This is a genomic window from Bradyrhizobium sp. ARR65 (genome assembly GCF_000472385.1).
Classification (GTDB): Bacteria; Pseudomonadota; Alphaproteobacteria; order Rhizobiales; family Xanthobacteraceae; genus Bradyrhizobium.
Map to the genome: position 1 here is coordinate 37,865 of NZ_AWZU01000045.1, position 26,231 is coordinate 64,095.

A 26,231-nucleotide genomic window follows, 5' to 3' on the forward strand; every position below is an offset into this window, starting at 1 on the left:
CTCTTCCCATGACCGACCATGACGACACCGAATTCGAACCGCCGCACACCTCGTCCCCAACCGATCACGTTCTGACCGAATTGCAACTGTTCGGCTACCGACCGTTCAGCGACGAGCCTGACGCTAGGCCGCTTCCCGAAGGCAAGACGATCGCCATCGCCGTGGCCGACATCTTTGATGCCCTCGTAGCGACCCTGAGCGACACCCGCATGGAGGCCGACCTAGAAGACCTGCTCTGGTCGACTGTCAATCTGTTCCATCGCGCGACGCACCGTATCGAGCGCGACCTCGACGACAATGAACAGGCGCAGCGGAAGAGTCAGCGTGAGCAGGACGGCTCGGAGGTCCGATCGGTCGAACTCGAGCGGCTCACCGCGGAAGGCATTTCGTTGATCGAGCGTCGCAACTGTATCGAGGTCTTCCGCGATCAGGCCATCGAGCGCTTTGAGGCCCACACCGGCTCGCCCTGGCGGCCCCGCTCCGGATCACTTGTCAACCATCGCTCCCTCACCGCGGCGATGATCGACTCCAGAGAGTTCCTCGCTGCAAAACACCGCGCCGAGACACAGGTGATGCTGCCGGCCGGACCCAAGGTCGCACTGACCGGTGGCCTCGACTTCAACGACCACCGTCTCATCTGGGACCGTCTCGACAAGGTCCACGCCAAGCACAGCGACATGATTCTGCTGCACGGCGGCTCGCCGAAAGGTGCCGAACTGATCGCCGCCAAATGGGCGACGAGCCGCAAGGTACCGCAAATCGCCTTTAAGCCCGACTGGATAAAGCACGCCAAGGCTGCGCCATTCAAACGAAACGATGCGATGCTGGCGCTGGTGCCCATTGGAGTCATGGTCTTCCCTGGCACCGGCATCCAGGACAATCTCGCTGACAAGGCGAGGCGGCTCGGCATTCCTGTCTGGAAGTTCGGCGATGGCGGCGCGTAAGCGCCGTCTTGGTCATCGTCAAAATCAGACCCAATTGCGTCGGCAGCCTTGCTGGCTCGACGCTGTCTTCTGCGATCGACCGCGGGAGCAATCGAAGCATACCGGATTTGCCTCGCTTCTTGACGCATCGTCTCGGACGCATTTTGAATAGCGCCCTGGTCGTGGAAGGCGTTACGCTCAGCTTTCAGGTCGGGCCACCACCATGCTTACCATTCGATCAATTCGGATATGCTTCCGGATTGGGTCATCTGCCGGCTCGTCCTTGAACTCGCGGTATGCGCTCTTCCTTTCTTTATTGGCAGTGTGGCCTCACTCCATAGGTTGGCAGAACTATTGGTCCGCTCCTCACAGGCATTGGCCGAAGCTGAGCTGATAAGCGCGATTGCTCCGCTCGTTCCAACCGGCCGCCGTTAGTGCTGTGCCCCATGCTTTTTAGGCTTTTGTTCCCCGGCAGCATTAGCTGGCGATCCTCGGGCATCGCAGGGTCGGCGTAATGTCCTTGTCTGCCGCAAAGCTGTACCTGGACCGCACGTCGACGCGGCTGCTGGTGGATCGACGCCGTCTCAATCGGGCAGGGCGGCTCGCGGCGAGGCTACCTGTCTTTGCGCCCAATACGGACGGCGGGTGATCCTTCGCCTCGGGGTCTAACCGTTTCGTCGGCAGCTGCCTGATCGGGCCTGTCGATCTGTGCCGTGCTGGGCGACCGCTTCGGAGCGCAAGAGGACCGCGATGTTGATCGTTCGGCGCAGCGCGTAGTGGAAAATGGTTCGGTTGCGGTCGCAGCTGAGTTCCGGCAAACGATGTCCGTCTTTTCCCGCACGCTGTTTCTTTCTCTGCGCTGGATCAAGCCGACCTCTTGCATGGTGCAGCCGATATTAGCCACGTCTTCTCCCCGATGCTGTTCGGCGCGCGGACGCACCTCGCCTCTTGATGGCTCAATCTGCCGAAGACCGGCTGCGCCTCGATCGTCTGAGCCGCAACGCCGTCTCAAGACTTTCTTCCCCTGGGCTGAAGCCCATTCCTCGCGGGTCAAGAAAGTCTCCACGACGGCGTCCTCCGCTGCGCTCCGGCCCGCAACTGGGTGCGTCGCCGATCGTCCTCGCCAGCTGAAGCGCCATCGAGGCCCGCGGTGGTCGCGGGCTCGAAACAACTGAAGGAGAAGTGACATGGCTATCATCGGTTCTTTCAAGAAAGTCGGCAATGACCTCCAGGGCGAGATCATCACGCTTAGCCTGCAGGTCAGGGGGGTCCGCATCCTTGCCGAGCCCGATCGCGGAAGCGAGAACGCGCCCAGCCACAGGGTCTACGTGGGCCGCGCCGAGATCGGAGCGGCCTGGTCGAAGCGCTCCGAGGAGGGCCGCGACTATCTCTCGCTCAAGCTCGACGACCCCTCGTTCAATGCACCGATCTACGCGAACCTGTTCGACGACGAAGACGGCGACGGTTACACGCTGCTCTGGTCGCGGCCGCGGAAGAACGGCGAATAGAACTCGCGGTGCCTGCCCCGCCCGAGTAGATCGGGCGGGCTCTTCCTTTGCAGCAGACAGCAGGACACGTGCATGCAAATTTAAGATCGTTAGCGTCCTCCAATTCGGCCCGGAAACGTTTGATGCCGAAAGTCTGGCGCCAGCGTGCTGGTGATCGCCGGCTCATGCTGACCGGACCGCTTGAGTTCTAGCTTTTACGCCTCAGTCTGACTTCGATCGCGAAGGCCGCTTGAGAAGATCGGCTGCTTCAACGCCCAATACCTGGGCTAGGTTATCAACCACATCAATACTGGCGGCATAGACGCTCCGCTCGAGCGCGCTTATGTAAGTCCGGTCGATATCCGCGCGGTGCGCCAATTCCTCTTGCGACAGGCCTTTCACCTGCCGGAGTTTTCTCAAATTTAGCGCCAGTACCTCTCGGATGTTCATGCCCCGGAGGGCAGCCTCTTGCAGAGTATTCCACCACGGAGTATTTTCTACAAAAGGGGAGCCAACCTTTCCCGCCCTGATGGACTAAATCTTGATTGGGGGCTCGATCGGCAGAATGCGGCTAAAGGTGCGGCTTTCAATGCGTGTCGGGCAAGCACACCCATTACCCCGGATCGCATTGTTCTTGCAGGATTATCATGCAGACATCGCCGCTTGAGCCAGATGTCGCGGACTGGGCGCCGACAGATGCGCGGCTTACGTCATACGACGAGCAGCATCTGGTGACATACTGGCGACTGCTTGATGCTGAGGCCGACCGCGCCGATTGGCAGGAAGTGGCACGGATCGTACTGCGTATTGACCCGGAACGTGAGCCCGCTCGCGCTCGAAATGCATATAGCAGCCACTTGGCGAGAGCAAAATGGATGGCAGACCACGGTTACCGCCATTTGCTTCGCGGCGGCGCTGACTAGGAGAATCTGCCATCCGGAAAGTCGCGAGCGAGGTCAGAATTCCTGTCCGACATTGTGATCGCCTGCACGCATCACGTGATGCATGTTTGACAACTCACCCGACAGCCTGTTTTGTGAGATGCCGTTTTCGGGGAGGGATCGGCAACAATTGCCAGGGCGAGATCGCCACTGTGAAGCCATCGGCCAGGCCGTCCCCATTGCTTGCCGACTCCAACCGCTAGAGCCAGAACGGGCGGGGTTTCCGCAGCTGCGTGGACCGGGACCGGGTCGGCGCGCACTCGTCGCGCGACTACTCTCTCGCTAACGCTTGGAAAGTCCTCGTTCAACGCGCCGATCTACGCGAGCTGCCCGACAATGACGACGGCGGATGGGTACACGCTGCTCTGCTTCCGGCCACGTAAGCACGGCGACTAGGACGCGCGCTGCCGAGCTCGCCCGAGTAGGTCGCGGGCGACTTGGTTGGGGAGCTTAGAGCACGACCACTCACGGCCCCCACTTTATCTGTGCAGGTTGCGCCTTTCGTACTGACTCGCTTGGTAGCGGTTCCGTCAGAATAGGTCTAAGCTAGATCGTGGCGACCATTTGAATTTGGCCGCTGCGTCTCCCGGGATCGCGCACTCGGGTCCGGGTGCGGTGTGTCTGCGTCTCCAGCTGGGGTACTCCCCGCCACCTGCTACGAGAAGCGCGAAGGGGCTGGCATTTAGTTGGGCCCGAGATCCAGCAACAGACTGGAATTCCCTATCCAGGTCGGAAAGAATCTTGCTCTGTAGTGTTGCGTGCCCGCCTGGCGCCAATCCGCCGCATTCGCGGAAGATTACGTCTTCTTGCGACGCGAGCGCACCGATTTGCGACCTTTAGGCAATGTCTTGGGCGTCGGCGCTCCTTTGGGGGGTTGAAGAAAAAATTCCGATAAATGTACACCCAACGTCTCGGCAAGCCGATCAAGAAGATCGATCGTCGGGTTTTCCGATTGCCGCTCTAGGCCGCTCATATACGACCGATCGATCCCAGCATCGTACGCCAATTGCTCTTGTGGGATACCGCGATCCACGCGGATCCGGCGCACATTCCAGGCCACGAGCGCACGAGCTTTCATGCGCTAAAGCAGCCATTTGGTAGGCCATCAAACCACTGGCTATAACCAAAGTATTATGGCAATATTGTTAGCGCTCTCAAGGGCTGCAAATGCAGAACCAACATGAATATGGCGCCGCATCTTCCGATATGGCGCTAAGAAAGCGGGCGCTCGCGACCTATGACGAGAAGCATCGGGTGACGTACATGCGCCTTTCTTTGTAGCGGGACTTTAATGCAAACACAGCCGATTGACCCGGACGTCGCGGACTTGGCGCCCACAGATGCGGCTCTCACGCCTTATGACGAGCAGCATCTGGTGACATACTGGCGACTTCTTGATGCAGAGGCCGACCGCGCCGATTGGCAGGAAGCGGCCCGGGTTGTGCTGCACATTGACCCGGAGCGTGAGCCCGCTCGCGCTCGTAGTTCATATGACAGCCATCTGGCGCGAGCAAAATGGATGGCGGACCACGGTTACCGCCACTTGCTTCGTGAGGGCGCTGTCAAACAGCAAGAATCTGCCATTCCGGATGCGCCATCGAGAGCAGGTTTCTCCCGCTGATCACGTGATCGCGTGTACGCATGACCTGATGCATATTTGACAACTCGCTTAGCGACGTGAACTTGCCATTCTGGTTCCGGGGATCCGAGCAATGTCTGAGCTCGAGTTGCGATCACGGAACGTCGGCAACGATCGGCAGGACGAGATCACCGTTCTGAGGCTACAGGTCAGGGCGTCCGCATCGTGGCCGAGCCCAACGGGCAGAACAGAACGGGCGGAGCTCCTGCTTCTACTTGGACCGGCCTAGATCGGCGCGGACTGGTCGAAGCGCCTCAAGGAGGCCGCGAGTACTTTTTGGCTAAGCTCGAGATTCTCGCTCCACGCTCCGATCTACGCCGCTGCGCACTGCTCTGCTCGCGCTGGAAGAGCGCGCTCCACGCCGAGGAGAAGCAAAGAGAAGCAGATCAGGCGTTTAGACCACAAACATGGGATTGGGAGGTAACACGTACTGGGCCCACCTATTTAGGGCGGCCTCTTTTTGTAGGCCGTTTCAGGAACTCATCAGGCTCAACGTCAAGCTTGTCGGCAAGCCGGCCAATGATCTTTATGCTGACGTAGTACGCGCCCTTTTCAAGCTGGCTCAGATAGCTCCGGCTTATCTCAGCCTCTAAAGCAAGTTCGTCTTGCGACCATCCCCTGGCATTGCGTAGACGACGCAAATTGGTGGCGAATGTCTCCCGCAAGTCCATGCGGGAAAGGATGCCGCTTGCTCAGTATATTGCACCTCGATATACTGAACAAAGTGCCGTCGCGCCCTGTCCGTAAGATCATGCAGACCCCGCCACCCGATCCTGATGTCGCCGATTCAGCTCCTGACGATCCAGTGCTCACGGCCTATGACGAGCAACATCTGGTAACGTACTGGCGACTTCTTGATGCCGAGACCGACGGCGCCGATTGGCAGGAAGTCGCACGGATCGTCCTGCATATTGATCCGGAGCGTGAACCGGTGCGCGCTCGTAATGCATTTGACAACCACCTGGCGCGCGCAAAATGGATGGCAGACCAGGGTTACCGCCATTTGCTTCGCGGCGGCGCTGACAAGTAGGAAGAATCTGCCATCTGGAAGGTCGCAAGCGAGGGCAGACTTCTCACCGAAACCGTGCCGCCCTGCGCACGCATCACACGATGCAGAATTAGGCAATCCCCACTACTTTCGCTTCACCGTTTTCGGGCGCTCGTTCCGAAATTCCTCATCAGGCAGAACCAGATCGACGTGACTGATGCCAAGCGTGCTTGCGAGCTCGAACAGTGTCACCACAGTGGGATTGCGCTGACCGCGCTCCAAGCCGCTGATGTACTGTTGGGTAAAACCCGACGCTTCCGCAAACTTCTCCTGCGTGAAGCCCTTCTGCTTCCGCAGCCGTGCGAAATTCCGGCCCACCAACCTGCGCATGTCCATCTGCGCAAGTTTGCGTCTTTACATACTATGAGGTTTACCTCCTATAATATGTATTCCCAGATCGTTCTTGCAGGATTTTCATGCAAATCTCGTCGCTTGACCCAGACGTCGCTGATTTGGCGCCCACAGATGCGGACCTCACGTCCTATGACGAGCTGCACATGGTGACGTATTGGCGGCTTCTTGATGCCGAGGCCGACCGCGCCGATTGGCAGGAAGTGGCGCGCATTGTGCTGCATATTGACCCGGAACGTGACCCGCTCGCGCTCGAAATGCATATGACAGTCATCTGGCGCGAGCAAAATGGATGGCAGACCACGGCTACCGCTATTTGCTCCGCGGCGGCGCTGCCAAATAGGACGAATTTGCCATGTGGAATTCGCAAGCGAGAACAGACTTCTTCTCCTGAAGCCGTGATGTCCTGCATGCATCACGTGATGCATAATCGGCAAGTCGCCCCGCAACCTGGAGTTTTGTAACTCCGCTTTCGGGAAGGGGATCTGAGTAATGTCTCGGGTGCGCGAATTTCGACGAAATGTAAGTCGCAGGCTTCGGCGTCGCGACGATTGACGGAAAATCGGAAAATCTGTGCGGGCCACGTGCCCGTCCCGCCATCCCAGAGCGAAAATTAGGGACGAATCTTGGATGCCTTTTCCTCGAGTAATTCTGCAGGTCGAACTTCGAGCGCTTGAGAAATTTGCCAGATTGTAAGGAGGGTTGCGTTTTGTAGCCCTCGCTCCATGCTGCTGATGAAGGCGCGATCGACGCCCATGCGTTCTGCAACGGCCTCCTGACTCAGGCCAAGGGCCAAGCGAAATCGGCGCGCATTTGCTCCAAAAACCTTGCGAATATCCATCCGCAGGATAGGAAGCAATCGCGTATTTTGGCGCTACGTGTTATAATACGCGGAAGCCAGGGCATCAGCCCGGTCCATCAAACCTCGCTCTGAGGAATTTGTGCTGGACTTGAAGGAGTTAACACGGCTGTGAGGAGATACTCAAGGATTGGGATCAATATCCGGCAGACGAATGTTGGTGAATAGCCATGCAGACCCCGCCGCTCGATCCTGATGTCGCCGATTCAGCTCCAGACGATCCGGTGCTCACGGCCTATGACGAGCAACACCTGGTGACGTATTGGCGGCTTCTTGATGCCGAGGCCGACGGCGCCGACTGGCAGGAAGTGGCACGGATCGTCCTGCATATTGATGCGCAACTTGAGCCGGTGCGCGCTCGTCATGCATTTGAGAGCCATCTGGCCCGAGCAAAATGGATGGCAGACCACGGTTACCGCCATTTTCTCCGCGGTGGTGCGGCCAAATAAGAAAAATCTCCTATCTGGAATTCGCAAGCGAGAACCGATTTCTCCTCTGCAACCGTGATGCCTAGCACGCATCACGTGATGCGATATTAATAACTACCCTGACAACCCCAAGCTTCATAGACATTGCGCCGCAATCGTGCAGGGGATCGGAGCAATGCCTGAATTCGACTGGCGCTCGCCGGAGGCGTATCAGCGCGCCAAAGCAGGGGAGATGACGGACTTGGCCTGGGAAAGCCTGCGTCGTAGTCCCAACTATCGAGCTGACTACCGAGAAGCTTTGTCGATGGGCGGACATGTGAGCTCCGAATTCCGAAGGAGATGGGGCCTCTGCTTTCGCCCATGACCCGGACGGGTCCTTTCACGAGCAGACAATCTTCTGGGCGCCCGAGGCTTTGCCCGCGGTGGTGCCAATTGTTCGCAGCACTTCCGGCTCAGAAATCGTTGGGGCCGGGTTAGGGCTTGCTGATCTTGCATCGGGCAGCATCAGACAGGCAGCTGACGGCTGGCATGCCGTGTTGCGCATTCACGGAGCCCAGCACCATCTTTGGCTGAAAGAGGCGCCGCAGTTGAGTGCCTCTTATGCGGCCGAACTGCCGCTCGATGCGGATTATGTGCTTCGCGCCCACGCCTCGCATCGGTTGTGGCGCGCGATCAACGGCCGCCCGCCAGGACCTCCCTTTCATCAACTTTCAGCGCAGCGCCGCGAACGATTGGTCTTGGCGCTGCGGGCACTCGATGGACACATGGATGGCGCTTCCTATCGCGTCATCGCGGAGGTGCTGTTCGGCCGAAAACGCATCCCTGAACGCGTCTGGAAAACCTACGACCTGCGCAGCCGGACCATCCGCCTGGTTCAGGCCGGCTTGGCCCTAATGCGTGGCGGCTATCGCGCACTGCTCCGCCCGTCATCTCGCAAGGAATAGAGCAGGGGTGCCGGAAATCACGATCCCATCTTCGGCATCCCCTTAAGTATTTCTGCTCCGCCATTGTGGCCGTCGACGCGCGATCAGACTCGCTCGCGCGCCAGACACCACGGAGCCTCTCAAATGCCCGATCCGAACGCCGGCTTGCCGCCGCGATACCTGCGCACGCCCGAAGCCGCACGCTTTCTTGGCCTGTCCGGCCGCACACTGGAAAAGCACCGAACCTATGGCACCGGCCCGACCTACCGCAAGCTGGGTGGCCGCGTGGTCTATGCACTCGAAGATCTGAAAGCGTGGGTTGACCGCGGAGCCAAGACCTCCACGAGCGATCCGGGGGCCGGCAGAGTCTTGCCCGCCAAGCGGCATACACCCATTCCCTATGCAGGCAAGGAGCGGCGCTGATCCATGCCGAACGGCTACTTCTCTGCCGGCGGGTGGTCTCGCTCGAACCGCGAACAGCTGGGTCTATTTGGCGCTCTTCCCTGCGATCTGGCACCGCGCAACACGCAAGATCCGTCGGGTTATTCGTCCCTCTCGCTGGCGCAATCCAAGCGAATTGTAGGGATCGACTTCCGCACGGCGACCATCAGGATTCCTGTCGAGGCCGTGCCCGAAGCCCGCATAGCGAGAACCTGGGATGGGAACGTCCTGATTTGGGCCGCTTCACAACTCGTCGCAGCACCTGAGGTTGGCCTCAAAACATCACTGCTGATGGCCACGGCGCCGTGCGAGATCCTGACCCTCGTCGGTCCCGGTACCACCGTGCGCGATTCCGATTGGCTCAAGGCTGCTCTCGACCTTCTGCTTTCGGCGGCCGGGGTGAGGTCGATCCGCCGGCCAACGGAGTGCCGATGGCCTGCGTTCTCCTGGATCAATGAACGGGAGGAGACGTCATTTAGCCACGCGCATAGGTGGAGCTGCGGCCCAGCCATGCTTCACCACAACCGTTCCGAACGAGCCAAAGCTCCGTCTCGTATTCCCCGACTAGGCGACCTCGTGCGCGCTTGTACGGCACACAAACCGTCTTCTCACAACACCGAGGTGACAGGTGAGCGATTTCACGAGCGTTGAGCTCTTGTGGCTCGAAAAGCGGATCGAGAACCGTGTTCGGTTTGGCCGTCCCGTATCCGAGCGGATCATAGACCGCCACCGGCGCGTTCTCTCGTTTGCGCCAGGCAGCATCTTTGCCTTCGTGCGCTGCACCTCCAATGACTTCGGGGCCGTCTTGTCACGCGTCGATATCTTGCGAGCGCCCGCGCCCGGTCAGCGCTATTCGACCGTTCCTTGGGTCAGTCCCGGCGGCGAAAGTCTGCTGCGACTGTCTGGCTGGTCAAAGGTCGAACGCGTTCTCCAGCTGATCGATGGGATGGAGGCACTTGGGATCGATCCCGCCGATGCAGCCCCCGATTATTGGCACCACGTTCACAACCGTCTCTCGGTCAACGAAAAGCCGCGGCCCTACACGCGCGCTCGCCACCAGGCCTGGCTGCATCGCCGGAGGTTGGCGCCGTGACTGGCCGTTTGATGATCGTTCTTGCGACCTGTGGCGCCGCCGCCCTGACGCTGTTCACGCCCGGAAACCGGCTGCCAAAATACATTTGGAATGCATCAGAAAGCGTTCCGATCGGGCTCTATCGTTTGCAATCAGCGCGATCATTGCAGGTTACCGAGCTGGTGGCCGTGTGGCCACCAGAGCCGCTTGCGCGGTTGCTCGATAGGAACGGCTATTTGCCGATTGGCGTGCCCATGCTCAAACGAGTCCTCGCCTTGCCGGGTCAGACGGTCTGCAGAACAGGGCGCGCAATTACAGTCGACAACATCGAGATGGGAGAGGCGCGCGAGCGCGATGGCCGCGGTCGTCCGCTGCCCGTCTGGGAAGGATGCCGCGTGCTGGCTCCAGGCGAAGTCTTCCTCATGAACTGGCAGTCCGCCAACTCGCTCGATGGTCGTTATTTTGGCGTCATCCCCATCTCGGCGGTTATCGGGCGCGCGCTCCCCGTGTGGATCGAGGAGAATTGATCTTGTTCGAGCTCCCAGCCCGTATCGCAGTTTTCTGCCTCGATTGGTCTCGGGCCCGTTCCTCCTTCCCGGCCGGATTTGCCGCAGAAGTCGCGAACAAAGGCCGGTCAGAGTGGGCACGTGTTCTGCGCTGGATTGCTTTGTCTCGAACAGCCGTGGCGGCGCCGAGACGTTTATGGCGTGGGCGGGTCGGCGTATGTTTGCTTGCAGCGCTTTGGTCGCTCAAAGTGTCGTCGAGCGCGACGGCCCAGGTCGCAACGGCAGCGCCGACCGCGATCTTGGCCACCTTTTCGCGTGCTAACTCGTACGCAGCATTCGTGACGGAAGCATCCCGCCGGTTTGCCATCCCGGAGCAGTGGATCATTGCTGTGATGCAGCTCGAAAGCGCAGGCAATGGGCGCGCTGTATCGCCCCGAGGAGCTCTTGGGCTGATGCAGATCATGCCCGAGACCTGGGTCGAACTGAGCGTCCGCTACGAGCTTGGCATCGATCCCTTTGACCCACATGACAATATTTTCGCAGGAACAGCGTATCTCCGCGAGATGCTCGATCGCTTTGGATTGGAAGGCTTTCTCGCAGCCTATAGCGCAGGCCCGAGGCGTTATGAGGAACACTTGGCGACAGGTCGGCGGTTACCTGAGGAAACGCAAAGATACGTCGCAAGACTCGCACCGCTGCTCGGCTTTGAGCAACGCGAGCGCCGTACTTTGGCCGTCGGACAAATCGTCCCTTGGCAGCAGTCTCCGGTTTTCGTCGGGCTGTCCGGCGGCTCGTCAGCTGGCGGCAGCTCCACATCACCTGTGCGCTCAATGGAGCGGTCGAAGAGCCTGCCTCATGCAGAGGCGCGTAGCCTACAACCTCCCGCGACGGGGCTGTTCGTGCAGCGATCGGAGAAGGTGCAGTCCCGATGATGACAATAGCAGTTCGTCGTACAGAGTCGCAGGTAATCGCAAGTTCGAGAATGGTTGGGAGAGAGCAGGGATCGGACGACTTAAGACTAGCAGGATAAAAGCCAAAAGGTGGGCGGGTCGGTTTGGGCAAGCATTACCTGAAAATTCCAGTGATGTTGCAAACGTTGCGAATAGCCGGCGCAACTTGGTTTTTTTGGCAAAACGCTATTGTCACTTGGCTTTCGACACCCTGCGGAGCGCACCATGACCGGTAATGAGGATTTCCGCATCCGTCCTGGCCGCATCCGTTCGACCCGCGCGCCCCGGACAAAATCCTTTCTGGCGCAGGCGCTCAAAGCTGCGCAGAAAGCCGGCGGTCAGTCGCGGGGCCGCCGCAGTAAAACCAGCCAATTCGGGCGCGGGCGGGTCGCGACCCTTGCTGCGACCCGCCTGAACAATAACCGCGCCCGCACCGCCATGGTCAAGGCCCGGGTGGTGCGCCGGATGCGTTCGCCGGGCGCGCTGCGGGCCCATATCGGTTACCTCCAGCGCGACGGTGTCACCCGCGACGGGACGCCCGGCAAACTTTTCGACGCTGTTGCAGATGATGCAGACGGACGCGCCTTCGCCGAGCGCTGCGAGGACGATAGGCATCATTTCCGGTTCATCGTTTCGCCCGAGGCAGCGAGCGAGCTGGAAAGCTTACGCAGCTTCACCCGGGAGCTCATGGATCAGGCCTCACGCGACCTCGGCACCCGGCTTGATTGGGTCGCGGTCGACCATTGGAATACCGAGCACCCGCACATCCACGTCCTAGTTCGCGGCCGCGCGGATGATGGAAAAGATCTCGTCATCAGCCGTGACTATATGGCAACCGGCTTACGCGCCCGCGCCGGCAATCTCGTCACCCGAGAGCTTGGCCCACGATCGGAGCTTGAGATCCGCCAAAACCTTGAAGCGGAAGTCACGGCCGAACGCTGGACCAGGCTCGATCGGGCGCTTGCTCGGGAAGCGGGTGCGGCAGATGGGGTGATCGATTTGAGGCCGGATCGGGAGGTCGCGCGCGACCCGTTGCGACATATCCGGATCGGACGGATGCGGACGCTCGAGCGGCTGGGCCTGGCGGAACCCGCAGGGCCCGCGCGGTGGGTAATGGCCAGCGACGTCGAGCCCCGTTTGCGCGCGCTCGCCGAGCGCGGTGATATCATCAAGCGACTGCACAAGGCGATTGCAAGGGATGGCGCTGAACGCACACCGTCATCCTGGGCGCTCGAAGGCGAGAGCCATGGCGAGCCGGTCATCGGCCGGCTCGTTGCGCGCGGACTCGATGATGAGCTGAAAGGCACCGCCTTTGCCATTGTCGATGGGATCGACGGGCGCCTGCATCACCTGAAGCTGACGGAGATGGAGGCGGCTGGCGATGGGCCGATCGGTGGGATTGTGGAGCTTCGGCGCTTTGAGGACGCGCACGGCCGAACGCGGATCGCGCTCGCGGTGCGCTCCGAGCTTACTCTCGACCAGCAGGTTGTCGCGGAAGGTGCCACCTGGCTCGACCGGCGCCTGGTTGCGCGCGAGCCTGTCGAGCTCTCACGCGCTGGCTTTGGCGGTGATGTCCGCGCCGCGCTGGAGCGGCGGATCGATGTATTGGCAGAGCGGGCACTTGCCCGCCGCCACGGCGACAACGTTACGCTCGGCCGCAACCTGATCGAGACCCTGCGCCGGCGCGAGCTCGATTCTGTCGGACGATGGCTAGCCGAGCAAACAGGGCTTGCGCACCTACCGAGCGAAGCAGGCGAGCTGATTTCTGGAGTTTACCGGCAGAAGCTGTCGCTGGCATCGGGCCGCTTCGCCATGATCGACAATGGCCTTGGCTTCCAGCTCGTGCCCTGGGCGCCCTCGCTCGAGCGCGAGCTTGGCAGACAGGTGAGCGGTATCGCCGGTCCCGGCAGTGTTGATTGGAGTTTTGGGCGCAAACGCGGCCTTTCGCTTTGACCCACCGATCTCTGCGCTATGGCGCGCGAGCGCGCGATGTCGATGGAGTCGTCCTTGCGCACGCGCGAATGGCAGCAACACTGCCGTCATGTCCGCGACCAAGATCCTATGGGGTCAACTGAGCCTTATTTCGACAATCGTACTCGCCTTCCTGTGGGTGGCGACCGAGTGGACCGCTTGGCGGCTCGCCTTCCAGCCGCAGCTTGGACCCGCCTGGTTCTGGCTTGGGCATTGGCCGATTTATCAGCCGCTAGCGTTCTTCCTCTGGTGGTTCAAATTCGACCCTTACGCGCCGGCGATCTTCCTCCAGGGGGGCGCCATTGCCGCGGGAGGTGGAGTGGCGGCAATGGTCTTAGCACTGGCTCTCTCGGTCTGGCGGGCGCAGGAGGCGAGGAACGTCACGACCTACGGCTCGGCGCAGTGGGCCGATGCGCGCGAGATCAGGCGCGCGGGCCTCCTGGGGGCCGATGGCGTCGTACTTGGTCGCTTTCAGGGCCGGTATCTTCGGCATGACGGGCCTGAGCATGTGCTCTGCTTCGCTCCGACGCGCTCTGGCAAGGGCGTCGGCCTGGTCATCCCAACTCTTCTGACCTGGCCAGGCTCGACGATCGTCCACGACATCAAGGGTGAGAATTTTGCCATCACGGCTGGCTGGCGCGCTCGTTTCGGGCCAGTGCTTCTCTTCGACCCGACGAATGCGGCGAGCGCCGCCTACAATCCGCTTCTCGAGATCCGCCGCGGCGACCGCGAGGTGCGTGACGCCCAGAACATTGCCGACATTCTGGTTGATCCCGAAGGCGCACTCGAGCGCCGCAATCATTGGGAGAAAACCAGCCATTCGCTGCTCGTTGGCGCAATCCTGCATGTCCTCTACGCGGAAGCTGACAAGACGCTCGCCGGTGTGGCCAATTTTCTATCGGATCCGTCCCGGCCGATCGAAGCAGCGCTCAAGGCAATGCTGGCGACCCCCCACCTTGGGGGTGGCGTTCATCCCGTGGTTGCCTCAGCCGCGCGCGAGCTGCTCAACAAGAGCGAGAACGAACGCTCAGGCGTATTGTCGACTACGATGAGCTTTTTGGGGCTCTATCGCGATCCGGTCGTCGCCAGCGTCACCGGCCGCTGCGAATGGCGCATCCACGATCTCGTCGACGGACCCGAGCCGGTTTCGCTCTACCTCGTCGTGCCGCCATCCGACATCGCCCGTACCAAGCCCTTGATGCGGCTCATCCTCAACCAGATAGGCCGCCGTCTGACCGAGAGCCTGGATGTCGACCAGCGCCGGCAAAAACTCCTCCTGATGCTGGACGAGTTCGCAGCGCTTGGCCGGCTGGACTTCTTCGAGAGCCAGCTCGCCTTCATGGCTGGCTACGGGATCCGCAGTTTTCTGATCACCCAGAGCCTGAATCAGCTCGAGCGCACCTATGGGCCGAACCATGCGATCCTCGACAATTGCCATATCCGGATCGCTTTCTCGACCAATGACGAGCGCACCGCCAAGCGCGTCTCGGATGCGCTCGGGACCGCCACCGAGTTGCGCGCCATGAAGAACTATGCGGGGCACCGACTGAGCCCCTGGCTTGGACACCTGATGGTGAGCCGCCAGGAAACTTCCCGGCCGCTGCTGACGCCCGGCGAAGTCATGCAGCTCTCACCCAAGGAGGCGATCGTGATGGTCTCCGGAGTACACCCGGTGCGCGCCACCAAGGTACGCTACTACGAGGATCCGCAGTTCAACGGACGGGTGTTGAAGCCGCCCGGCAAGGGAAGGATGAAACTGCCCATGCGAGCAGACGACTGGTCGGGCCGTGCGCCGATTTCGCCGTCGGCCGAGCTGCTCGCGGGGCGCAGGCGCAAGGGCGATCACGGCAACGGTGGTGTTCGCCGTGAACCAGAACTGCCGCAGCACGAGGACATCGTGATCAAGGCGCCGCTCGCCGAACACGAGTTCGACGCCGGGCCCGATGAGCCCGACGCGGATGCCGTCCAGGCACGGATCCTGAACCGCTCCATGCAGGGCATTGCCCGGGCCGCCAGCCTCGACCCCGAGGATGGGATAGACCTGTGAGCGGGGCAGCATGAGGAAGATCCAGCTCAGCATCTATCTTGATCCGCAGACCTTTAAAGCCCTCGACGCCTTTGCAAAGCGTCGTAATCAGCCGAAGTCGCTGGTCGCCGAGGCCGCGATTGCCTCGTTCCTTTCGCCTGACGATTCCGACCGACGCGAGGCGGCAATCGCCAAGCGGTTGGATCGGGTTGCCCGCGTGCTCGAACGTCTCGAACGCAATGACGGCGTGGCGCTTGAGACTATCGCGCTGTTCATCCGCTTCTGGCTGACCTCAACTCCTGCGCTACCGGAGCAGTCGAGCCCGGCTGCGCGCGCCAAGGGCGCCGAGCGGTATGATCGCTTTGTTGAGGCTCTTGGACGGCGGCTTTCCAGCGGATCAACCTTGCTGAAGGAAGTGAGCATCGACTTGCACGCCTCCGGAAAGACGAGTGAGGCAATTTCCGCGTCTGTCGACTGACCCGTTGTTGCGCTGAGCCGCTGGTTCGACAGTCTGCGTCTAGGTCGGTCCCACCCACGTCCTGGCACAACGGGCGGTCGCGACGAATGCGATGGCAGCAATGATGGGCCAAAAGGTGGAAACCTAGAAACGGCCGCTCTTGGCCGATTGTGTAAGAAGTCCGCGAACTGCCAGGGGCGGGCAACAGGCTAGGCGCACGGGTGATTAGCCTACGCGGCCTGGAGCGCAGTCGTCGGGATCAGTTTGCAACATTGCGCAGGTTCTGCGCGTGGCGGCTAGGGGGAACTCCTCCCAGGTATTGTTGGCGAGCACGCGCTCGGGACAGAGGGTCATCCGCAGGCTGCGTTCTGGGGAGTGATCAGCTCGGCGGGCAGCTTGAGGACCATTAAAGCGTCAAGGGGCTGCAGTCGCGATGAGCGGCAAGTTCGTGATCTTGGCTCGGAAAACCCGTAGCTACGATCCACTCGAACTGCCGAGGATAAGGCCGCGCTATCGTTCTCGTCGGCCGCGCAGCCGTTCTCCTGTTGGCAGAGGGCGCCGCGCGCCTCGCATGACCCACTGCAGCAACCGATCGCGAAACTCCGGCTGCGGTTGCCTCGACAGGCGAGCCGCGACCAGTGCCGCGCCAAATGCGACCCAGCCGCAGATAGCGATCCAGACCATCCTATTGGTTTTCCTTTCAGTCGACTCATTGGCATCAGATCGGCCCAGCAGGTCAATCCCGTGCAACTACTGGTAGCTCAAAGAGCAGCGCCGGCGGTCCGAGTTCAAAGGACGAATCCTCGCGTTTGCTGAAGTCCGACGTGTCGATGTGGTCAAGGACACATGCAAGTCTATGCGCAGCAGCGGCTCTGGCTGGTGAGGAGCGGATCCGATCATCTCGCCCATTTTGACCGATCTCGAAGCGGCTACACTCTGGGACCAAGGCCGCCCGAGCGCACATCAGTGGCAGCTGGCTTTTTGCATCTTTCCCATGCGCCCCGCATGAACGTCCCGGCTGGCGCATCATGAGCGCCAAAAGAATGGTTTTCTTTTGATGTGGGGATCGTTCCGAATGTTGCAGGCGAGCCGCTGTGGCTCGAAATCACCAGCCTGTCCGGAACTAATGTTCTTGGTTGTGAATCGTTTTGAGGGTGCAACTGCTCACCCCTTTAACGGGGCTGGCCAAAGGAGACCCCGTATGGCCTCGGCTCTTGCAGGAACTTTCATCAGTCCAAGTTGGCATTCTGACCCTCCTGACGTTCGAGAATACACACGATGCGCGCGTATCGAGAGAGTATCATCCGTACGATAGATGATCGACGACCCCTTAGCTTAGAGCGCGGTCGATAATCCCACACTCATCTCTTCGGTGAAACTGCTCGACCGCCATGCCCAGAAAACTCAAGAGCTATCAGACGTCGCTGGGCTTCTACGATCTCGCAATTGCGGCGCCGTCGATGAAGGCGGCACTGGAAGGCTGGGGCGCGGAGAGCAATCTTTTCCATCAAGGTGTCGCGAAGGAAGCCGATGACCCTGATGTTATCGCCGCGACCATGGCAAAGCCCGGCGTCGTTCTCAGACGCCCTGTCGGTTCGACCGGGCCGTTCAGGGAGCATGCCAGCCTACCGTCACACCTGCCTGGTGCTGACGTCGAGGACAGGACAGCAAAGGCACTTCGGCAGCCGAAGAAACAAGCGCCGCGCAAGATCGACGACAAGGCCGCCCGGAAGGCCGCAAAGGAGTTCGAGAAGGCGCAGCGGCAGCGGCAAGCCCAGCGACGGAAAGAAGAAGCCGCACAGGAAAGAGAGCGCGAGCGGCGCGAGAGCGCCATCGAGAAGGCCCAGGCAGCGCTCGACAGGGCACAGCGCGAGCATGAGGCCAGGGCAGGCGAGATCGAGGCCGAGCGCGAGGCAATCGAAAAGCGAGCCCAGGCTGAGGATGCCCGCTGGGAGAAACAGAGGGAGAAGCTGCAAGCCGCGCTGCGCCGGGCACGAGAGTAGAGCACCGTAAGGGCACGCCGCTGCTGCGCCCGACCCGTACGTAGGTCTTACGGGCGCTCAACGTCCCGGCCGTTGCGGTCAGGAAGAGTTCCAGCTCAGCCGGTTTTCCGCAGCCTTGGCCCTCCTCAAAAGGCGCTCGCGTTCCTTGCAGGCCGGCAGCTCCGCCGCACGTTTTCGAGCGACGTCAGCCATCATCTGAAGGCGCTCCATGAAAGAAGACGCATGCTCGACGCGTCGCCGGTGCTTGATCGATCCGTGGTCCATGCAGCCGACCGGAAAAGAGAGCTTGTTCTGTCGCACCGACTTGCGGCAGCGCCGTGCTGGTCGAACGCGATCGCGAACCGGCTCCGAGCACTGGCTGCCGATACCGACTACCCGCGCAAACGCGAGAAGCCTTGCAAATTGAGAAGGCTGCGGCTCCGCAAGCGGACGAGTGGTGTCGATCGCGTGGAGCGCGTCGAACTAACCCGCGCAGATCGTGTGCAGCAAACGGTGCCGCAATTCGCGAAACTTTGCGCAACCGCTCATGTGAGGGCGCCACTCACGAGCTTTTTATTTCCTTGTTACCAGATGCAGACCTTCAAAGCCGCCGCGGAAGGCATAAGTCGGTCGTTAGTATGATGATAGTCATCAAATGGATCATGCTCAAACTTGGATTGGAGCGAACATGGGCGAGATCATTCGATTTGTCCCAAAATCCGAAAGGGAGCGAGCGCGCCTGATCAGACAAGCACGCGCATTCTACCACAGCATTTTTCCGCCGACCGACTCGGAGGAGGGGCGGGACAAGGAGCCCGTGAGCCGGCATCAGAGCGGCGGAGGCCCCCAATCGTGATCAAGATCATCGCCGTGCTCTGCAGTCTCTCTTCTCCGACCAATTGCCACGAGCAGACCGTCACCACCTCGGACTTCGCCGGTGTGTCAATGCAGTCTTGCCTTACCGGCGCGCCGCAGCTCGCCGACTGGATGAAGCAGCATCCGGCCGAGCGCCTGGCGGGATGGCGCTGCGCCATCGGCAATCAGGATGGCAGAGGAGCCTAAAGATGTGGCTGCCGACCAGGAGCCGCATCTATTCCAGCCATTGATCTGGGACGGGAAGGGCGTATTGCTTAACCAGCGATGCGCCGGAACGTGATCGAAGCGCCGATGCCAGCTGATGATGCTGCGCAATCTCGGAGCTTCGAAAGAAAGGCCCCGGATTTCGATCGGATAGGCACAACGAAACTCCTGCGCGAGTTTGCGTCCGAGAATTGCGATGAAATTTGACTCGCGGGGCGCGGTGCCGCAAGCTCGACAGGGTCTGGCGGTGGGACGTCGCTTCACGCGCGCTCAAGATGCCGGTCCTCGAGCTGCAGAAACTCGTTTTCGCCTACCTCATTGCCGCGCGAATTTTCGGCTGCATCCACGGCTTTCCCGCGACGGAATGGACGAGCTGGGATTTGAGGCGATGCCCCGTGGGCCGGCTAACTCTCCGAGAAGAACTCGCTCAGCCGCCGCGTCGCGGCATACGGCGCGATCAGCCAGCTTCAGATAGCCCCAGTGGGCCGGAAAGTACAACGCACAAGGACCGCTCCGGACGGGCGGGGCGGCCAAGGCAACGGATGGAAGGGACGTGAGTTGCAGCGATCGCCGGCGGCCATCGCACACAGCCGCGAAGGAACTGGCGCGAAAGATCTTGCGTCCAGTCCGGCCCGTGGGCCATCAGATGCATGGGCGAGGGCGTGAAGCCGACGAATTGTTGCCAGTCATTCATCGATGTCAGCTTCAGGCGGACGCCGCTGCGCGCCCTTCCTCGCGTGCAGCAAGGGAAAGCAAACCTCGGCCGAGCGATACCCCACCAACTCTCCTAAGCGACCGGTAGCCTGTGTGGCCGGATAGCGCTTGCGCGCCTTGCGGCCCTGGCGCCCGTCGGCTTGTCCACCAAAGCCGCTGCCGAGCCTGATTGTGCCTTCGCATTTGCTAGCCGCCGGGCGGGCTGTCGACATCGTGCAAGGCGCAGTAGTACCGACCAAGGAGGAAGCAGTGAGAACGTTTTTCTTGGCAGCTGCATTCGCCGCTAGCGTTGCAAGCTTCAGCCCCGCCCAGGCCCAAGTCATCGTGGAGGACGCGTTCGTGGCTCCGCCACTAGTGACTCCCGGCTCTATCGTCATTCGCGGAGCTCCCATAGTGAGGCCCGGTGTCGTCGTGGTTCGCCGCGCCCCTATAGTGACCCCGGACTTTCTGGTGGTTCACCGCGCGCCCGTTGTAGCCCCTGTGGTGGTTGCACCGCCGGCTTGCCCTTATGCATATGGGTACTGCTAAAAACCCGGCCGGTGCCGATCGCACAAGAAGGGCAGTAAGCTGAAGCAGTCGAGCCGCGGCTCGGCGACGACGGCCCCTTGTGGCGCCTCTATTTATTTGTTGGGCGCCACGACTGTTTTGCCTGATCCTTCGGGTGCGGCCTGCATGCCGGGAGGACTTTGACCCTGTGGACTTTCGGGCGGCGCTCCGCCGGATTTCGTATCGATGGGCCCAGTCCAGCCTTGTGGCTGCAACTGACCCTTTTCCTCGGGAGGGCTCCGGCCGCTATCTGAGGGGGAGCGCCCATCTCTTTCAGTGTTTTGTGCGACAACAGGGCCTGATGCGATCAGCGCGAATACTGCGCACAGCGTGATTGCAAGCGTCCGCACGGGAAAATCCTCCTCGAAGCGAGAGGTCAACGCGCACCGTCGCCAGCTCTTTCGAGCTGGACCTCCTTCCTAATTGCCGAAATTGAGTTCCCAACTTTCGCGGCGATCCGAATTACATCCTCATTAGAGATGCCCAGGCGCTTTCGCATCAACCTAACCTGCGCCTCATCTGCTAGGTCGAGCGTGGTGCGCACCGGGTTTGGCTGTCGATTTCGCATGATGGTCCTTGGCGTATACTGGTCACGTGTGGCCGATGAGCTTCGCGGCAAGCACCGTAGCGCCGAAGCAAATTGGGCCACAGGCGAATGCCGTCGGCAACGCCGTCCCTAGCTCTTGGCGAACACGCATACCATGCCTCAAATAACGAGCGGCTCGGGGCCTAAGTTCCTGAGCCGCCGTCGCGGCTCGGCGCCAATGCGCAAACTCTGCTCGTCAAAGGTGAGCTGCTAAGCCCTTCCTCGGCACTTCGGCATCACCGCTGTCGCCTCGGCAACTTGATACAGGCATTGCGAGAGCAAGACAGATCAGGCCTTGCGCGCCGGGGATTGGCCATTGCCCTGTGAAGCGGTCGTAAACTCGGTGCTACCTGCGACACCGATGAGGCCCGCGCGCGACCAAGAACAGAGCAGCGCTCCTTCTTCCTTGCGCTCACCCTTTCTCACATCTGCGAGGCGAATTTGGCCTGAGCGCGACCGCGCGTACCGTTGAAGCGGTTGCGGCGCCTTCAACTTAGATCTCGGGGGGAGTTTCAACGACATGGATCGGAAGGAGGCTCTGGCCTGGTCCGGCGGAGCAGTCGTGGCGGGACTTGCCATTTCCCGCTTCCTAAAGAGCTCCTCTGAAAAGTCGCGTTGAATGCAGGGCTGGAAATGTTCCTTACCCTTTTGCCCAATCTGAGCCAGTTCTTAAAGATCCCAACATCTTTCCCGCGCTTCGGCTTTAGCGATATAGCGGACCCGCTTCGGCGGCGCAGACCTTCGACTCCATAAGCCCTGATCTGGAGCATCACTGATCTGATCCCAAACCAAAGCAAACAGACTTCATGGCGTTCTCCCCGCAGGCACTTCAGCAGGGAGACAGATTTTCAGGACAAGTGTGGCGGGGCGATTAAGTCTGCGCTCGGTTTCTAGTCACTGGGCCGCATTCCGCGCGTGAGAGCCATTCGTCCAAGCGGGCCACGATCTCGGCTTCCCGGGCCTTACGCAAGAGAGCTTCCTGTTCAGCTCCGGGCTGGAGTTGATTCGCTCGCTCGCGAGCTGCTCTTGCCGAATGGAGTAGGCGTTGCTTGAGCGGCTCTGCTTGTCGGAAGCGCCTCCGCCTTTTAGTCGGTCTCTGCTCCTCCATCAGAAGAGCATTCGCCGCTCCGGGCGAGAAGTCATTAACATAGGACGAAACGGCAGGTTAAAATTTCGTGTTGCGATCTAGGCCGTGTACCATAAAAGCGTCGGCGTGACTCTACGTCCGCTTTGTCCCGATAGCGACCAAGTTTGTGCGGCAACGCAAGACGTCGCGATGGGCCACAGCGGAAGAAGGTGCGAGCGGTGTGCTGCTAGTTGACTGCGCCGACGGGCCTACGCCGGACGCACCGTTGCCAGAACGTGGTCACCGAACTGGTAAGTGAATTGATCAAACCGAGATGGTCGCACTCGAGCTTGCGGTCCCATTATCCGTGAACGCATACTCGATCCCGACCAGCCATTCGCCTTCCGTATGAGAACCGCTCCGAATTGCGCCGCTATGGAGTCTGCGGATGAGGTATCAGTAGGGGTGCTCCCTTCGGATCGTGGCAAAGCTATGTGCTATGCTATGCCCGTGCGTTTGCCGAACACATCCGGAGCAATGACATTGCCACAGGGTCGTCAGGAAACGCTCGCAGGATATCTTCGTAGCCGCGGGCGGCGTGATCCAATTCACCGCGCTCGAAATAGGCTGAGGCTTCCCGGGTCAATTCGCTCAGTTTGGCTGCATCGCCCGACACCTTCAGCTCGGGATCATCGCTGGCCATGATGCCCAGGAGCTCGTAGATCATGAACTCGCGATTCCGACCCTTGACCTGAACCTTCCTGATCGGCCTCGCTACGATGTCCGCCTTGACGGCCTCGACTACGCTGTCGCTGATGCAGATCGTGGTGCCGAAAGTCTTGTTGATGCCTTCCAGTCGTGCCGCGACGTTCACCCCGTCTCCCATGACCGTGTAGCTCAGCCGCTCGCTTGAGCCGACATTTCCGACCAGCACATTCGCACAATGCAGGCCGATGCGGAGGTGCAAGGACGGTCGCCCCTGCTTGCTCCAGTCCGCGTTGATTTGTTGCATCCGCCGGATGGCACGCATCGCCCCGCAGCAGGCACGCAGCACGTGGTCGTCACGATGAACCGGAGCGCCCCAGAATGCCATGATGCCGTCGCCGATGAACTTATCGACGGTGCCGGACTCCTCCGCAATTGCTCGCGAGACGGCTTCGAAATAGACCGAGAGTTGCGCGAGCAGATCATTCGGCGCCATCTGCTCCGCGAGACTGGAAAAATCCTGCAAGTCGGTGAAGAGCACGGTTAAGAAGCGCTGTTCGACGCCGAGGGTCAGCGGGATTCCCGTCTTGATCAGCTTCCGGACCACATCCAGTGGCACGAACGAGGAGAACGAGCGCAGCGAGGTTTCAAACAGAGATACTGCGGTTTGCAGCTCCTTGATCTCCTTGATTTTGGACGACGGCGGGAGCGCATGCGAGAACGTCAGGTCCTCGACCGACCGCAATTCCCGCGACACGCCTTCAATCGGGCGCGACAATCGCCGCGCGAAGATATAGATCAGCAGCAACTCGATTCCGGTAAGTGCGGCGATCAAGACAATCATCTGCCGGTTCGTTCGTTTGAGGGTTCCGATAAAGTCGTCGGTCGGCGTCAGGGTGATGACCTCCCACGGCTTGCCGAAACTGCCCGGAAACGGCGTGAAGGACGCGCTGATCTCCTCGCCGTTCTGCGGCGAGCGGAACAGGAAGTCGTCGCTATTGGTCTCACTCTGCAGCCGATAGGCTTCGCGCATGTTCTCGTCGGCAATGGTGTCCAGTTTAGCGATTTCCACCCTGTTGTTCTGCTTTCGGACGATCTTGTGCAGGTCGGGCGACGCGATGATCGTCCGATTAGCCGGATTGGCTATCAGCGTCGTGCTACGGGCACTGGCGCGGTGACTCGCGAGAAACCGTGACAGCACATCGAGCGTGATATTCGCCGAGGCGCAGCCGATGAACGCGCCGTCTTTGAAGATAGGAAATCTTACCGAGATGATGGGATAGCCGGTGTCCGGATTGATCGACGGCTCCTCCACGATCAACGCGCGCACTTCCTTCGCGGCCTGGTAGCCCGGCAGGGTCCTGATATCGAGGATGACGTCGACGTCGTAATTGCCCACGACGTGAGGCCAGATGTCGAAGAACGTACGATGCCGTACCCGTCGCGGAGAGCCTGAATAGCTGTCGATATAGCTGGAATGCCAGTTCGCCGATGCTGGAATTTTGGCATCGGAGCGCCTGCGGTCGTCGTCCATCCGGGTCACGACCCGATGATAACCGTCCTCGAAGCTGACATAGGCCGCATCGATCTGCGGCGCCGAAGTGAGCGCCTCGTAGAGTAGCTCCCGGCTCTCTTCCTTCTTAAAGGTCTCGGGATCCTCTGCGGCGATTGCCGCGAGCAGCTCGAGCGTCGCTGCGACCGGATTGATAAGATTTTCGGCCTCCTCGATGCTGGCCTGCTTGGTTTTGGTCACGATGTCGTTAAGCGTCGCATTGATCGCGCCGGAGTTTTGCTGGTAATTGTAGACTAGGATGAAGATCAGCACGGGAATACTGAGAAGGACGAATAGTCCTGACATCACCCCGCTAAGCCGCGGTTCACCGAACACGCGCGCATTCCGGCGATAAAGGATCCAGCCCAGCACGGAGACAAGAGCGAGTGCGAGCAGACCCCACAGCCGCGGCTCGTGTAGCCGTGCGCGCCATCCTGTATCGTCGAACGCATAGATCAGCCCCTCTGGCGGCCTCGCTTCGCTCAACATGCCAACGTCGACATAGTCGTTGGCGATGGCTTTCCAGCGCTCGCTGCTCTGATGACCAATCGGCGTGAGATTCGGTCGGATCAGCAGTTCGGTGCGCTTCGCTTCGAACAGCAGCGCGTTGCGGCTCTTTTGGGTGAAGTACTTGCGTCGTATTAGATCGACGATCTCTTCCTTGTGGGCAAGCGCATACGCCCAGCCCCTCAAGCTTGCAGCGCGAAACGCCCGTACCCGCTCAGGATGCTCCGCTACCTGCTGTTTCGAGGTGCAGAGATTGTCGCCGTAAAAGTCGAAGCCATAGGCTTGCGGCGAGAAGAACAGATAGGGCGTGCCATACTCTTCGAACAGGTACGGTTCGCTGGTGCTGTATGCGACCATCGCGTCCGCTTTGCCACTGAGCAAATCACGCGGGTCACCGGCGTGGGTCACGCGGGGCAGGTCCGCGTAATCGACCCCCTCGCGCTTCAGCATCGCCGCAATATCGTCGCTGCCGGGGACATCCATCAGGCGGTGGCCCTTCAAGTCGGAGACCGCATGGATGCCGGCGCGGTGCGGCACCAGGATCATTGCCGCGGAGTGCTGAAAGATCACGCCGAGCACGACGTTGTTCGCGCGCTCGATGCCATTGACGAGAACGCTGCTCGTGCATACGCCGAAATCGACAGCCCCTTTGGCCACCTCGATGCCCGCATCGAGGCCAGGGCCGCCCTCGCGAAGCTCGACCTGCAAGCCGCTGTCGCCATAGAAGCCTTTCTCGACCGCAGCGTAATAGCCCGCGAACTGGAATTGGTGTTTCCACTTGAGTTGCAGCGAGACTTGATCGAGCGCGGAGGCGGGGCTGATCGCCAGGGAGGCGGCGCATGCAATACACAGGCAGACGACCACAACCGCCTTTTGCCACGCCATGCGACATTGTGATGCCGTAAACATGCCAAGCCGCGCGCGCATTGCCAGCCCCCTGTTACAGAGCCGCACAAACACGGAAGCCGGCGCCTTCGGTCGGGAATTGCACGCGACAGCGTACCTGACGAGCGCTCGCGGACGGACCACACAGCCCGACCTCTCCCAGAGCCGACGCCGTACCCTAGCACATCGTTGCAGTTATATCAGAACGTGTGTGCATCGCAGCAAACTTGCCGCCCTATGTCGGGTCATCAGCGTCGATTGCGGCCTCTTACCGGCATTTCTGCTCTACCACCTGAAAGCCGACGTTCGGATGATCCCCGGACTTCGTCGGTGTGGGCCAAGCTGGGGACATCATCAGGGGAATCCGTTGTCCAAGATAGCTCGCGGGCCTTGATCTTTATGATGTCGTTGCAGCGCACGCGTGTTTGATCGACAAGAATATTTTCTTCGCCTCATCGACCGAAAGCTTCATCGATTGGATCACTTCGGAGCCGCCGGCTCCGAATGACATCAAAGTCAATCCCGAACCTCAATGAGGTGACGATTCTGCCGGAGAAAGCGCTCAGCCTGAAGACGTCGTGAGTGG

General features: G+C 60.6%; 24 protein-coding genes and 1 pseudogene. 19 read left to right on the top strand and 6 right to left on the bottom strand.

The annotated features are described in order from the left end of the window. The first annotated feature begins 8 nt into the window (after window positions 1-8). Both F758_RS0133600 and F758_RS0133605 read left to right on the top strand, forming a co-directional pair. Window positions 9-944, top strand: coding sequence for a DUF2493 domain-containing protein (locus F758_RS0133600; RefSeq protein ID WP_024511986.1), 936 nt, complete (start codon window positions 9-11; stop codon window positions 942-944). Between the two features lie 1,166 nt (window positions 945-2,110). After that, complete coding sequence (locus tag F758_RS0133605) at window positions 2,111-2,431, top strand: DUF736 domain-containing protein (RefSeq protein WP_024511987.1); 321 nt, start codon at window positions 2,111-2,113, stop codon at window positions 2,429-2,431. Window positions 2,432-2,632: 201 nt separating this feature from the next. Here F758_RS0133605 and F758_RS0133610 read toward each other — a convergent pair whose 3' ends face one another. After that, entirely contained in the window at window positions 2,633-2,860 is a 228-nt protein-coding gene (locus tag F758_RS0133610) for a helix-turn-helix domain-containing protein (RefSeq protein ID WP_024511988.1), read from the bottom strand. 197 nt (window positions 2,861-3,057) lie between these two features. Between F758_RS0133610 and F758_RS0133615 the strand changes: the two genes are divergently transcribed. Beyond that, the gene (locus F758_RS0133615; RefSeq protein ID WP_024511989.1) at window positions 3,058-3,333 is read left to right on the top strand and encodes a DNA -binding domain-containing protein; all 276 of its coding nucleotides are present in this window, start codon (window positions 3,058-3,060) and stop codon (window positions 3,331-3,333) included. Window positions 3,334-4,147: 814 nt separating this feature from the next. Here the strand turns inward: F758_RS0133615 and F758_RS0133620 are convergent. Continuing rightward, on the bottom strand, window positions 4,148-4,429 hold the full coding sequence (locus F758_RS0133620; protein ID WP_024511990.1) for a helix-turn-helix domain-containing protein: 282 nt from the start codon (window positions 4,427-4,429) through the stop codon (window positions 4,148-4,150). 213 nt (window positions 4,430-4,642) lie between these two features. Here F758_RS0133620 and F758_RS0133625 point away from each other — a divergent pair, with 213 nt between their 5' ends. Next, entirely contained in the window at window positions 4,643-4,972 is a 330-nt protein-coding gene (locus tag F758_RS0133625) for a DNA -binding domain-containing protein (RefSeq protein ID WP_024511991.1), read from the top strand. A 458-nt stretch (window positions 4,973-5,430) separates the two neighbouring features. Here the strand turns inward: F758_RS0133625 and F758_RS0133630 are convergent, their stop codons facing one another. Further along, the gene (locus tag F758_RS0133630) at window positions 5,431-5,661 is read right to left on the bottom strand and encodes a helix-turn-helix domain-containing protein (RefSeq protein ID WP_024511992.1); all 231 of its coding nucleotides are present in this window, start codon (window positions 5,659-5,661) and stop codon (window positions 5,431-5,433) included. A gap of 80 nt (window positions 5,662-5,741) precedes the next feature. Between F758_RS0133630 and F758_RS0133635 the strand changes: the two genes are divergently transcribed. Continuing rightward, window positions 5,742-6,020, top strand: a complete 279-nt coding sequence (locus tag F758_RS0133635) for a DNA -binding domain-containing protein (protein WP_024511993.1) — start codon at window positions 5,742-5,744, stop codon at window positions 6,018-6,020. Between the two features lie 102 nt (window positions 6,021-6,122). Here the strand turns inward: F758_RS0133635 and F758_RS0133640 are convergent, their stop codons facing one another. Beyond that, entirely contained in the window at window positions 6,123-6,374 is a 252-nt protein-coding gene (locus F758_RS0133640) for a helix-turn-helix domain-containing protein (RefSeq protein WP_024511994.1), read from the bottom strand. 80 nt (window positions 6,375-6,454) lie between these two features. Between F758_RS0133640 and F758_RS48415 the strand changes: the two are divergent. Further along, window positions 6,455-6,732 (top strand): annotated as a pseudogene (locus F758_RS48415) (DNA -binding domain-containing protein). Window positions 6,733-7,002: 270 nt separating this feature from the next. Here F758_RS48415 and F758_RS0133650 read toward each other — a convergent pair. Further along, complete coding sequence (locus F758_RS0133650) at window positions 7,003-7,248, bottom strand: helix-turn-helix domain-containing protein (protein WP_245286665.1); 246 nt, start codon at window positions 7,246-7,248, stop codon at window positions 7,003-7,005. Window positions 7,249-7,418: 170 nt separating this feature from the next. On the opposite strand from F758_RS0133650, the gene F758_RS0133655 reads away from it, so the two are divergent. The 13 genes from F758_RS0133655 to F758_RS0133720 all read left to right on the top strand — a co-directional run bounded on the left by F758_RS0133655 (window position 7,419) and on the right by F758_RS0133720 (window position 19,066). Continuing rightward, window positions 7,419-7,697 (top strand): DNA -binding domain-containing protein, encoded by a 279-nt coding sequence (locus F758_RS0133655; RefSeq protein ID WP_024511997.1) that lies wholly within the window; start codon window positions 7,419-7,421, stop codon window positions 7,695-7,697. A gap of 211 nt (window positions 7,698-7,908) precedes the next feature. Then, complete coding sequence (locus F758_RS52220) at window positions 7,909-8,040, top strand: transcriptional regulator domain-containing protein (protein WP_245286666.1); 132 nt, start codon at window positions 7,909-7,911, stop codon at window positions 8,038-8,040. A gap of 169 nt (window positions 8,041-8,209) precedes the next feature. Continuing rightward, window positions 8,210-8,620 (top strand): DUF2285 domain-containing protein, encoded by a 411-nt coding sequence (locus F758_RS0133660; protein ID WP_349543712.1) that lies wholly within the window; start codon window positions 8,210-8,212, stop codon window positions 8,618-8,620. A gap of 123 nt (window positions 8,621-8,743) precedes the next feature. Further along, a complete protein-coding gene (locus tag F758_RS0133665; protein ID WP_024511999.1) occupies window positions 8,744-9,022 on the top strand; it encodes a helix-turn-helix transcriptional regulator in 279 nt (92 codons plus the stop codon). A 3-nt stretch (window positions 9,023-9,025) separates the two neighbouring features. After that, a complete protein-coding gene (locus F758_RS48425) occupies window positions 9,026-9,691 on the top strand; it encodes a replication initiator protein A (RefSeq protein WP_084305849.1) in 666 nt (221 codons plus the stop codon). Then, entirely contained in the window at window positions 9,669-10,133 is a 465-nt protein-coding gene (locus tag F758_RS0133675; RefSeq protein ID WP_024512001.1) for a DUF2840 domain-containing protein, read from the top strand. Before F758_RS48425 ends, F758_RS0133675 begins: the two co-directional genes overlap by 23 nt. Further along, complete coding sequence (locus tag F758_RS0133680) at window positions 10,130-10,639, top strand: S26 family signal peptidase (RefSeq protein WP_024512002.1); 510 nt, start codon at window positions 10,130-10,132, stop codon at window positions 10,637-10,639. The genes F758_RS0133675 and F758_RS0133680 overlap by 4 nt, the downstream gene beginning before the upstream one ends. Window positions 10,640-10,641: 2 nt before the next feature. Further along, complete coding sequence (locus F758_RS0133685; protein ID WP_051387120.1) at window positions 10,642-11,550, top strand: lytic transglycosylase domain-containing protein; 909 nt, start codon at window positions 10,642-10,644, stop codon at window positions 11,548-11,550. A 243-nt stretch (window positions 11,551-11,793) separates the two neighbouring features. After that, complete coding sequence (locus F758_RS0133690; protein WP_024512004.1) at window positions 11,794-13,521, top strand: relaxase/mobilization nuclease domain-containing protein; 1,728 nt, start codon at window positions 11,794-11,796, stop codon at window positions 13,519-13,521. A gap of 88 nt (window positions 13,522-13,609) precedes the next feature. Continuing rightward, on the top strand, window positions 13,610-15,586 hold the full coding sequence (locus F758_RS0133695) for a conjugal transfer protein TraG (protein WP_024512005.1): 1,977 nt from the start codon (window positions 13,610-13,612) through the stop codon (window positions 15,584-15,586). A 10-nt stretch (window positions 15,587-15,596) separates the two neighbouring features. Continuing rightward, the gene (locus F758_RS0133700) at window positions 15,597-16,043 is read left to right on the top strand and encodes a hypothetical protein (protein WP_024512006.1); all 447 of its coding nucleotides are present in this window, start codon (window positions 15,597-15,599) and stop codon (window positions 16,041-16,043) included. 1,370 nt (window positions 16,044-17,413) lie between these two features. Beyond that, a complete protein-coding gene (locus tag F758_RS0133705) occupies window positions 17,414-18,025 on the top strand; it encodes a hypothetical protein (protein WP_024512007.1) in 612 nt (203 codons plus the stop codon). Window positions 18,026-18,856: 831 nt separating this feature from the next. Next, window positions 18,857-19,066, top strand: a complete 210-nt coding sequence (locus F758_RS0133720) for a hypothetical protein (protein ID WP_024512009.1) — start codon at window positions 18,857-18,859, stop codon at window positions 19,064-19,066. A 3,432-nt stretch (window positions 19,067-22,498) separates the two neighbouring features. Here F758_RS0133720 and F758_RS46775 read toward each other — a convergent pair. Further along, window positions 22,499-25,645 carry an ABC transporter substrate-binding protein gene (locus tag F758_RS46775; protein WP_024512012.1) on the bottom strand — a complete coding sequence of 1,049 codons (3,147 nt, stop codon included), beginning with the start codon at window positions 25,643-25,645 and terminating at the stop codon, window positions 22,499-22,501. Between the last annotated feature and the right edge of the window lie 586 nt (window positions 25,646-26,231).

What these genes read in the sequence shown, in the direction of transcription:
- F758_RS52220 (WP_245286666.1), top strand. Translation starts at nt 7,909, where the DNA reads ATGACGGACTTGGCCTGGGAAAGCCTGCGTCGTAGTCCCAACTATCGA.
- F758_RS0133690 (WP_024512004.1), top strand. Translation starts at nt 11,794, where the DNA reads ATGACCGGTAATGAGGATTTCCGCATCCGTCCTGGCCGCATCCGTTCG.
- F758_RS0133610 (WP_024511988.1), bottom strand. Translation starts at nt 2,860, where the DNA reads ATGAACATCCGAGAGGTACTGGCGCTAAATTTGAGAAAACTCCGGCAG.
- F758_RS0133640 (WP_024511994.1), bottom strand. Translation starts at nt 6,374, where the DNA reads ATGGACATGCGCAGGTTGGTGGGCCGGAATTTCGCACGGCTGCGGAAG.
- F758_RS0133600 (WP_024511986.1), top strand. Translation starts at nt 9, where the DNA reads ATGACCGACCATGACGACACCGAATTCGAACCGCCGCACACCTCGTCC.
- F758_RS0133655 (WP_024511997.1), top strand. Translation starts at nt 7,419, where the DNA reads ATGCAGACCCCGCCGCTCGATCCTGATGTCGCCGATTCAGCTCCAGAC.
- F758_RS0133625 (WP_024511991.1), top strand. Translation starts at nt 4,643, where the DNA reads ATGCAAACACAGCCGATTGACCCGGACGTCGCGGACTTGGCGCCCACA.
- F758_RS0133635 (WP_024511993.1), top strand. Translation starts at nt 5,742, where the DNA reads ATGCAGACCCCGCCACCCGATCCTGATGTCGCCGATTCAGCTCCTGAC.
- F758_RS48425 (WP_084305849.1), top strand. Translation starts at nt 9,026, where the DNA reads ATGCCGAACGGCTACTTCTCTGCCGGCGGGTGGTCTCGCTCGAACCGC.
- F758_RS0133605 (WP_024511987.1), top strand. Translation starts at nt 2,111, where the DNA reads ATGGCTATCATCGGTTCTTTCAAGAAAGTCGGCAATGACCTCCAGGGC.
- F758_RS0133695 (WP_024512005.1), top strand. Translation starts at nt 13,610, where the DNA reads ATGTCCGCGACCAAGATCCTATGGGGTCAACTGAGCCTTATTTCGACA.
- F758_RS0133665 (WP_024511999.1), top strand. Translation starts at nt 8,744, where the DNA reads ATGCCCGATCCGAACGCCGGCTTGCCGCCGCGATACCTGCGCACGCCC.
- F758_RS0133700 (WP_024512006.1), top strand. Translation starts at nt 15,597, where the DNA reads ATGAGGAAGATCCAGCTCAGCATCTATCTTGATCCGCAGACCTTTAAA.
- F758_RS0133705 (WP_024512007.1), top strand. Translation starts at nt 17,414, where the DNA reads ATGCCCAGAAAACTCAAGAGCTATCAGACGTCGCTGGGCTTCTACGAT.
- F758_RS0133615 (WP_024511989.1), top strand. Translation starts at nt 3,058, where the DNA reads ATGCAGACATCGCCGCTTGAGCCAGATGTCGCGGACTGGGCGCCGACA.
- F758_RS0133630 (WP_024511992.1), bottom strand. Translation starts at nt 5,661, where the DNA reads ATGGACTTGCGGGAGACATTCGCCACCAATTTGCGTCGTCTACGCAAT.
- F758_RS0133620 (WP_024511990.1), bottom strand. Translation starts at nt 4,429, where the DNA reads ATGAAAGCTCGTGCGCTCGTGGCCTGGAATGTGCGCCGGATCCGCGTG.
- F758_RS46775 (WP_024512012.1), bottom strand. Translation starts at nt 25,645, where the DNA reads ATGGCGTGGCAAAAGGCGGTTGTGGTCGTCTGCCTGTGTATTGCATGC.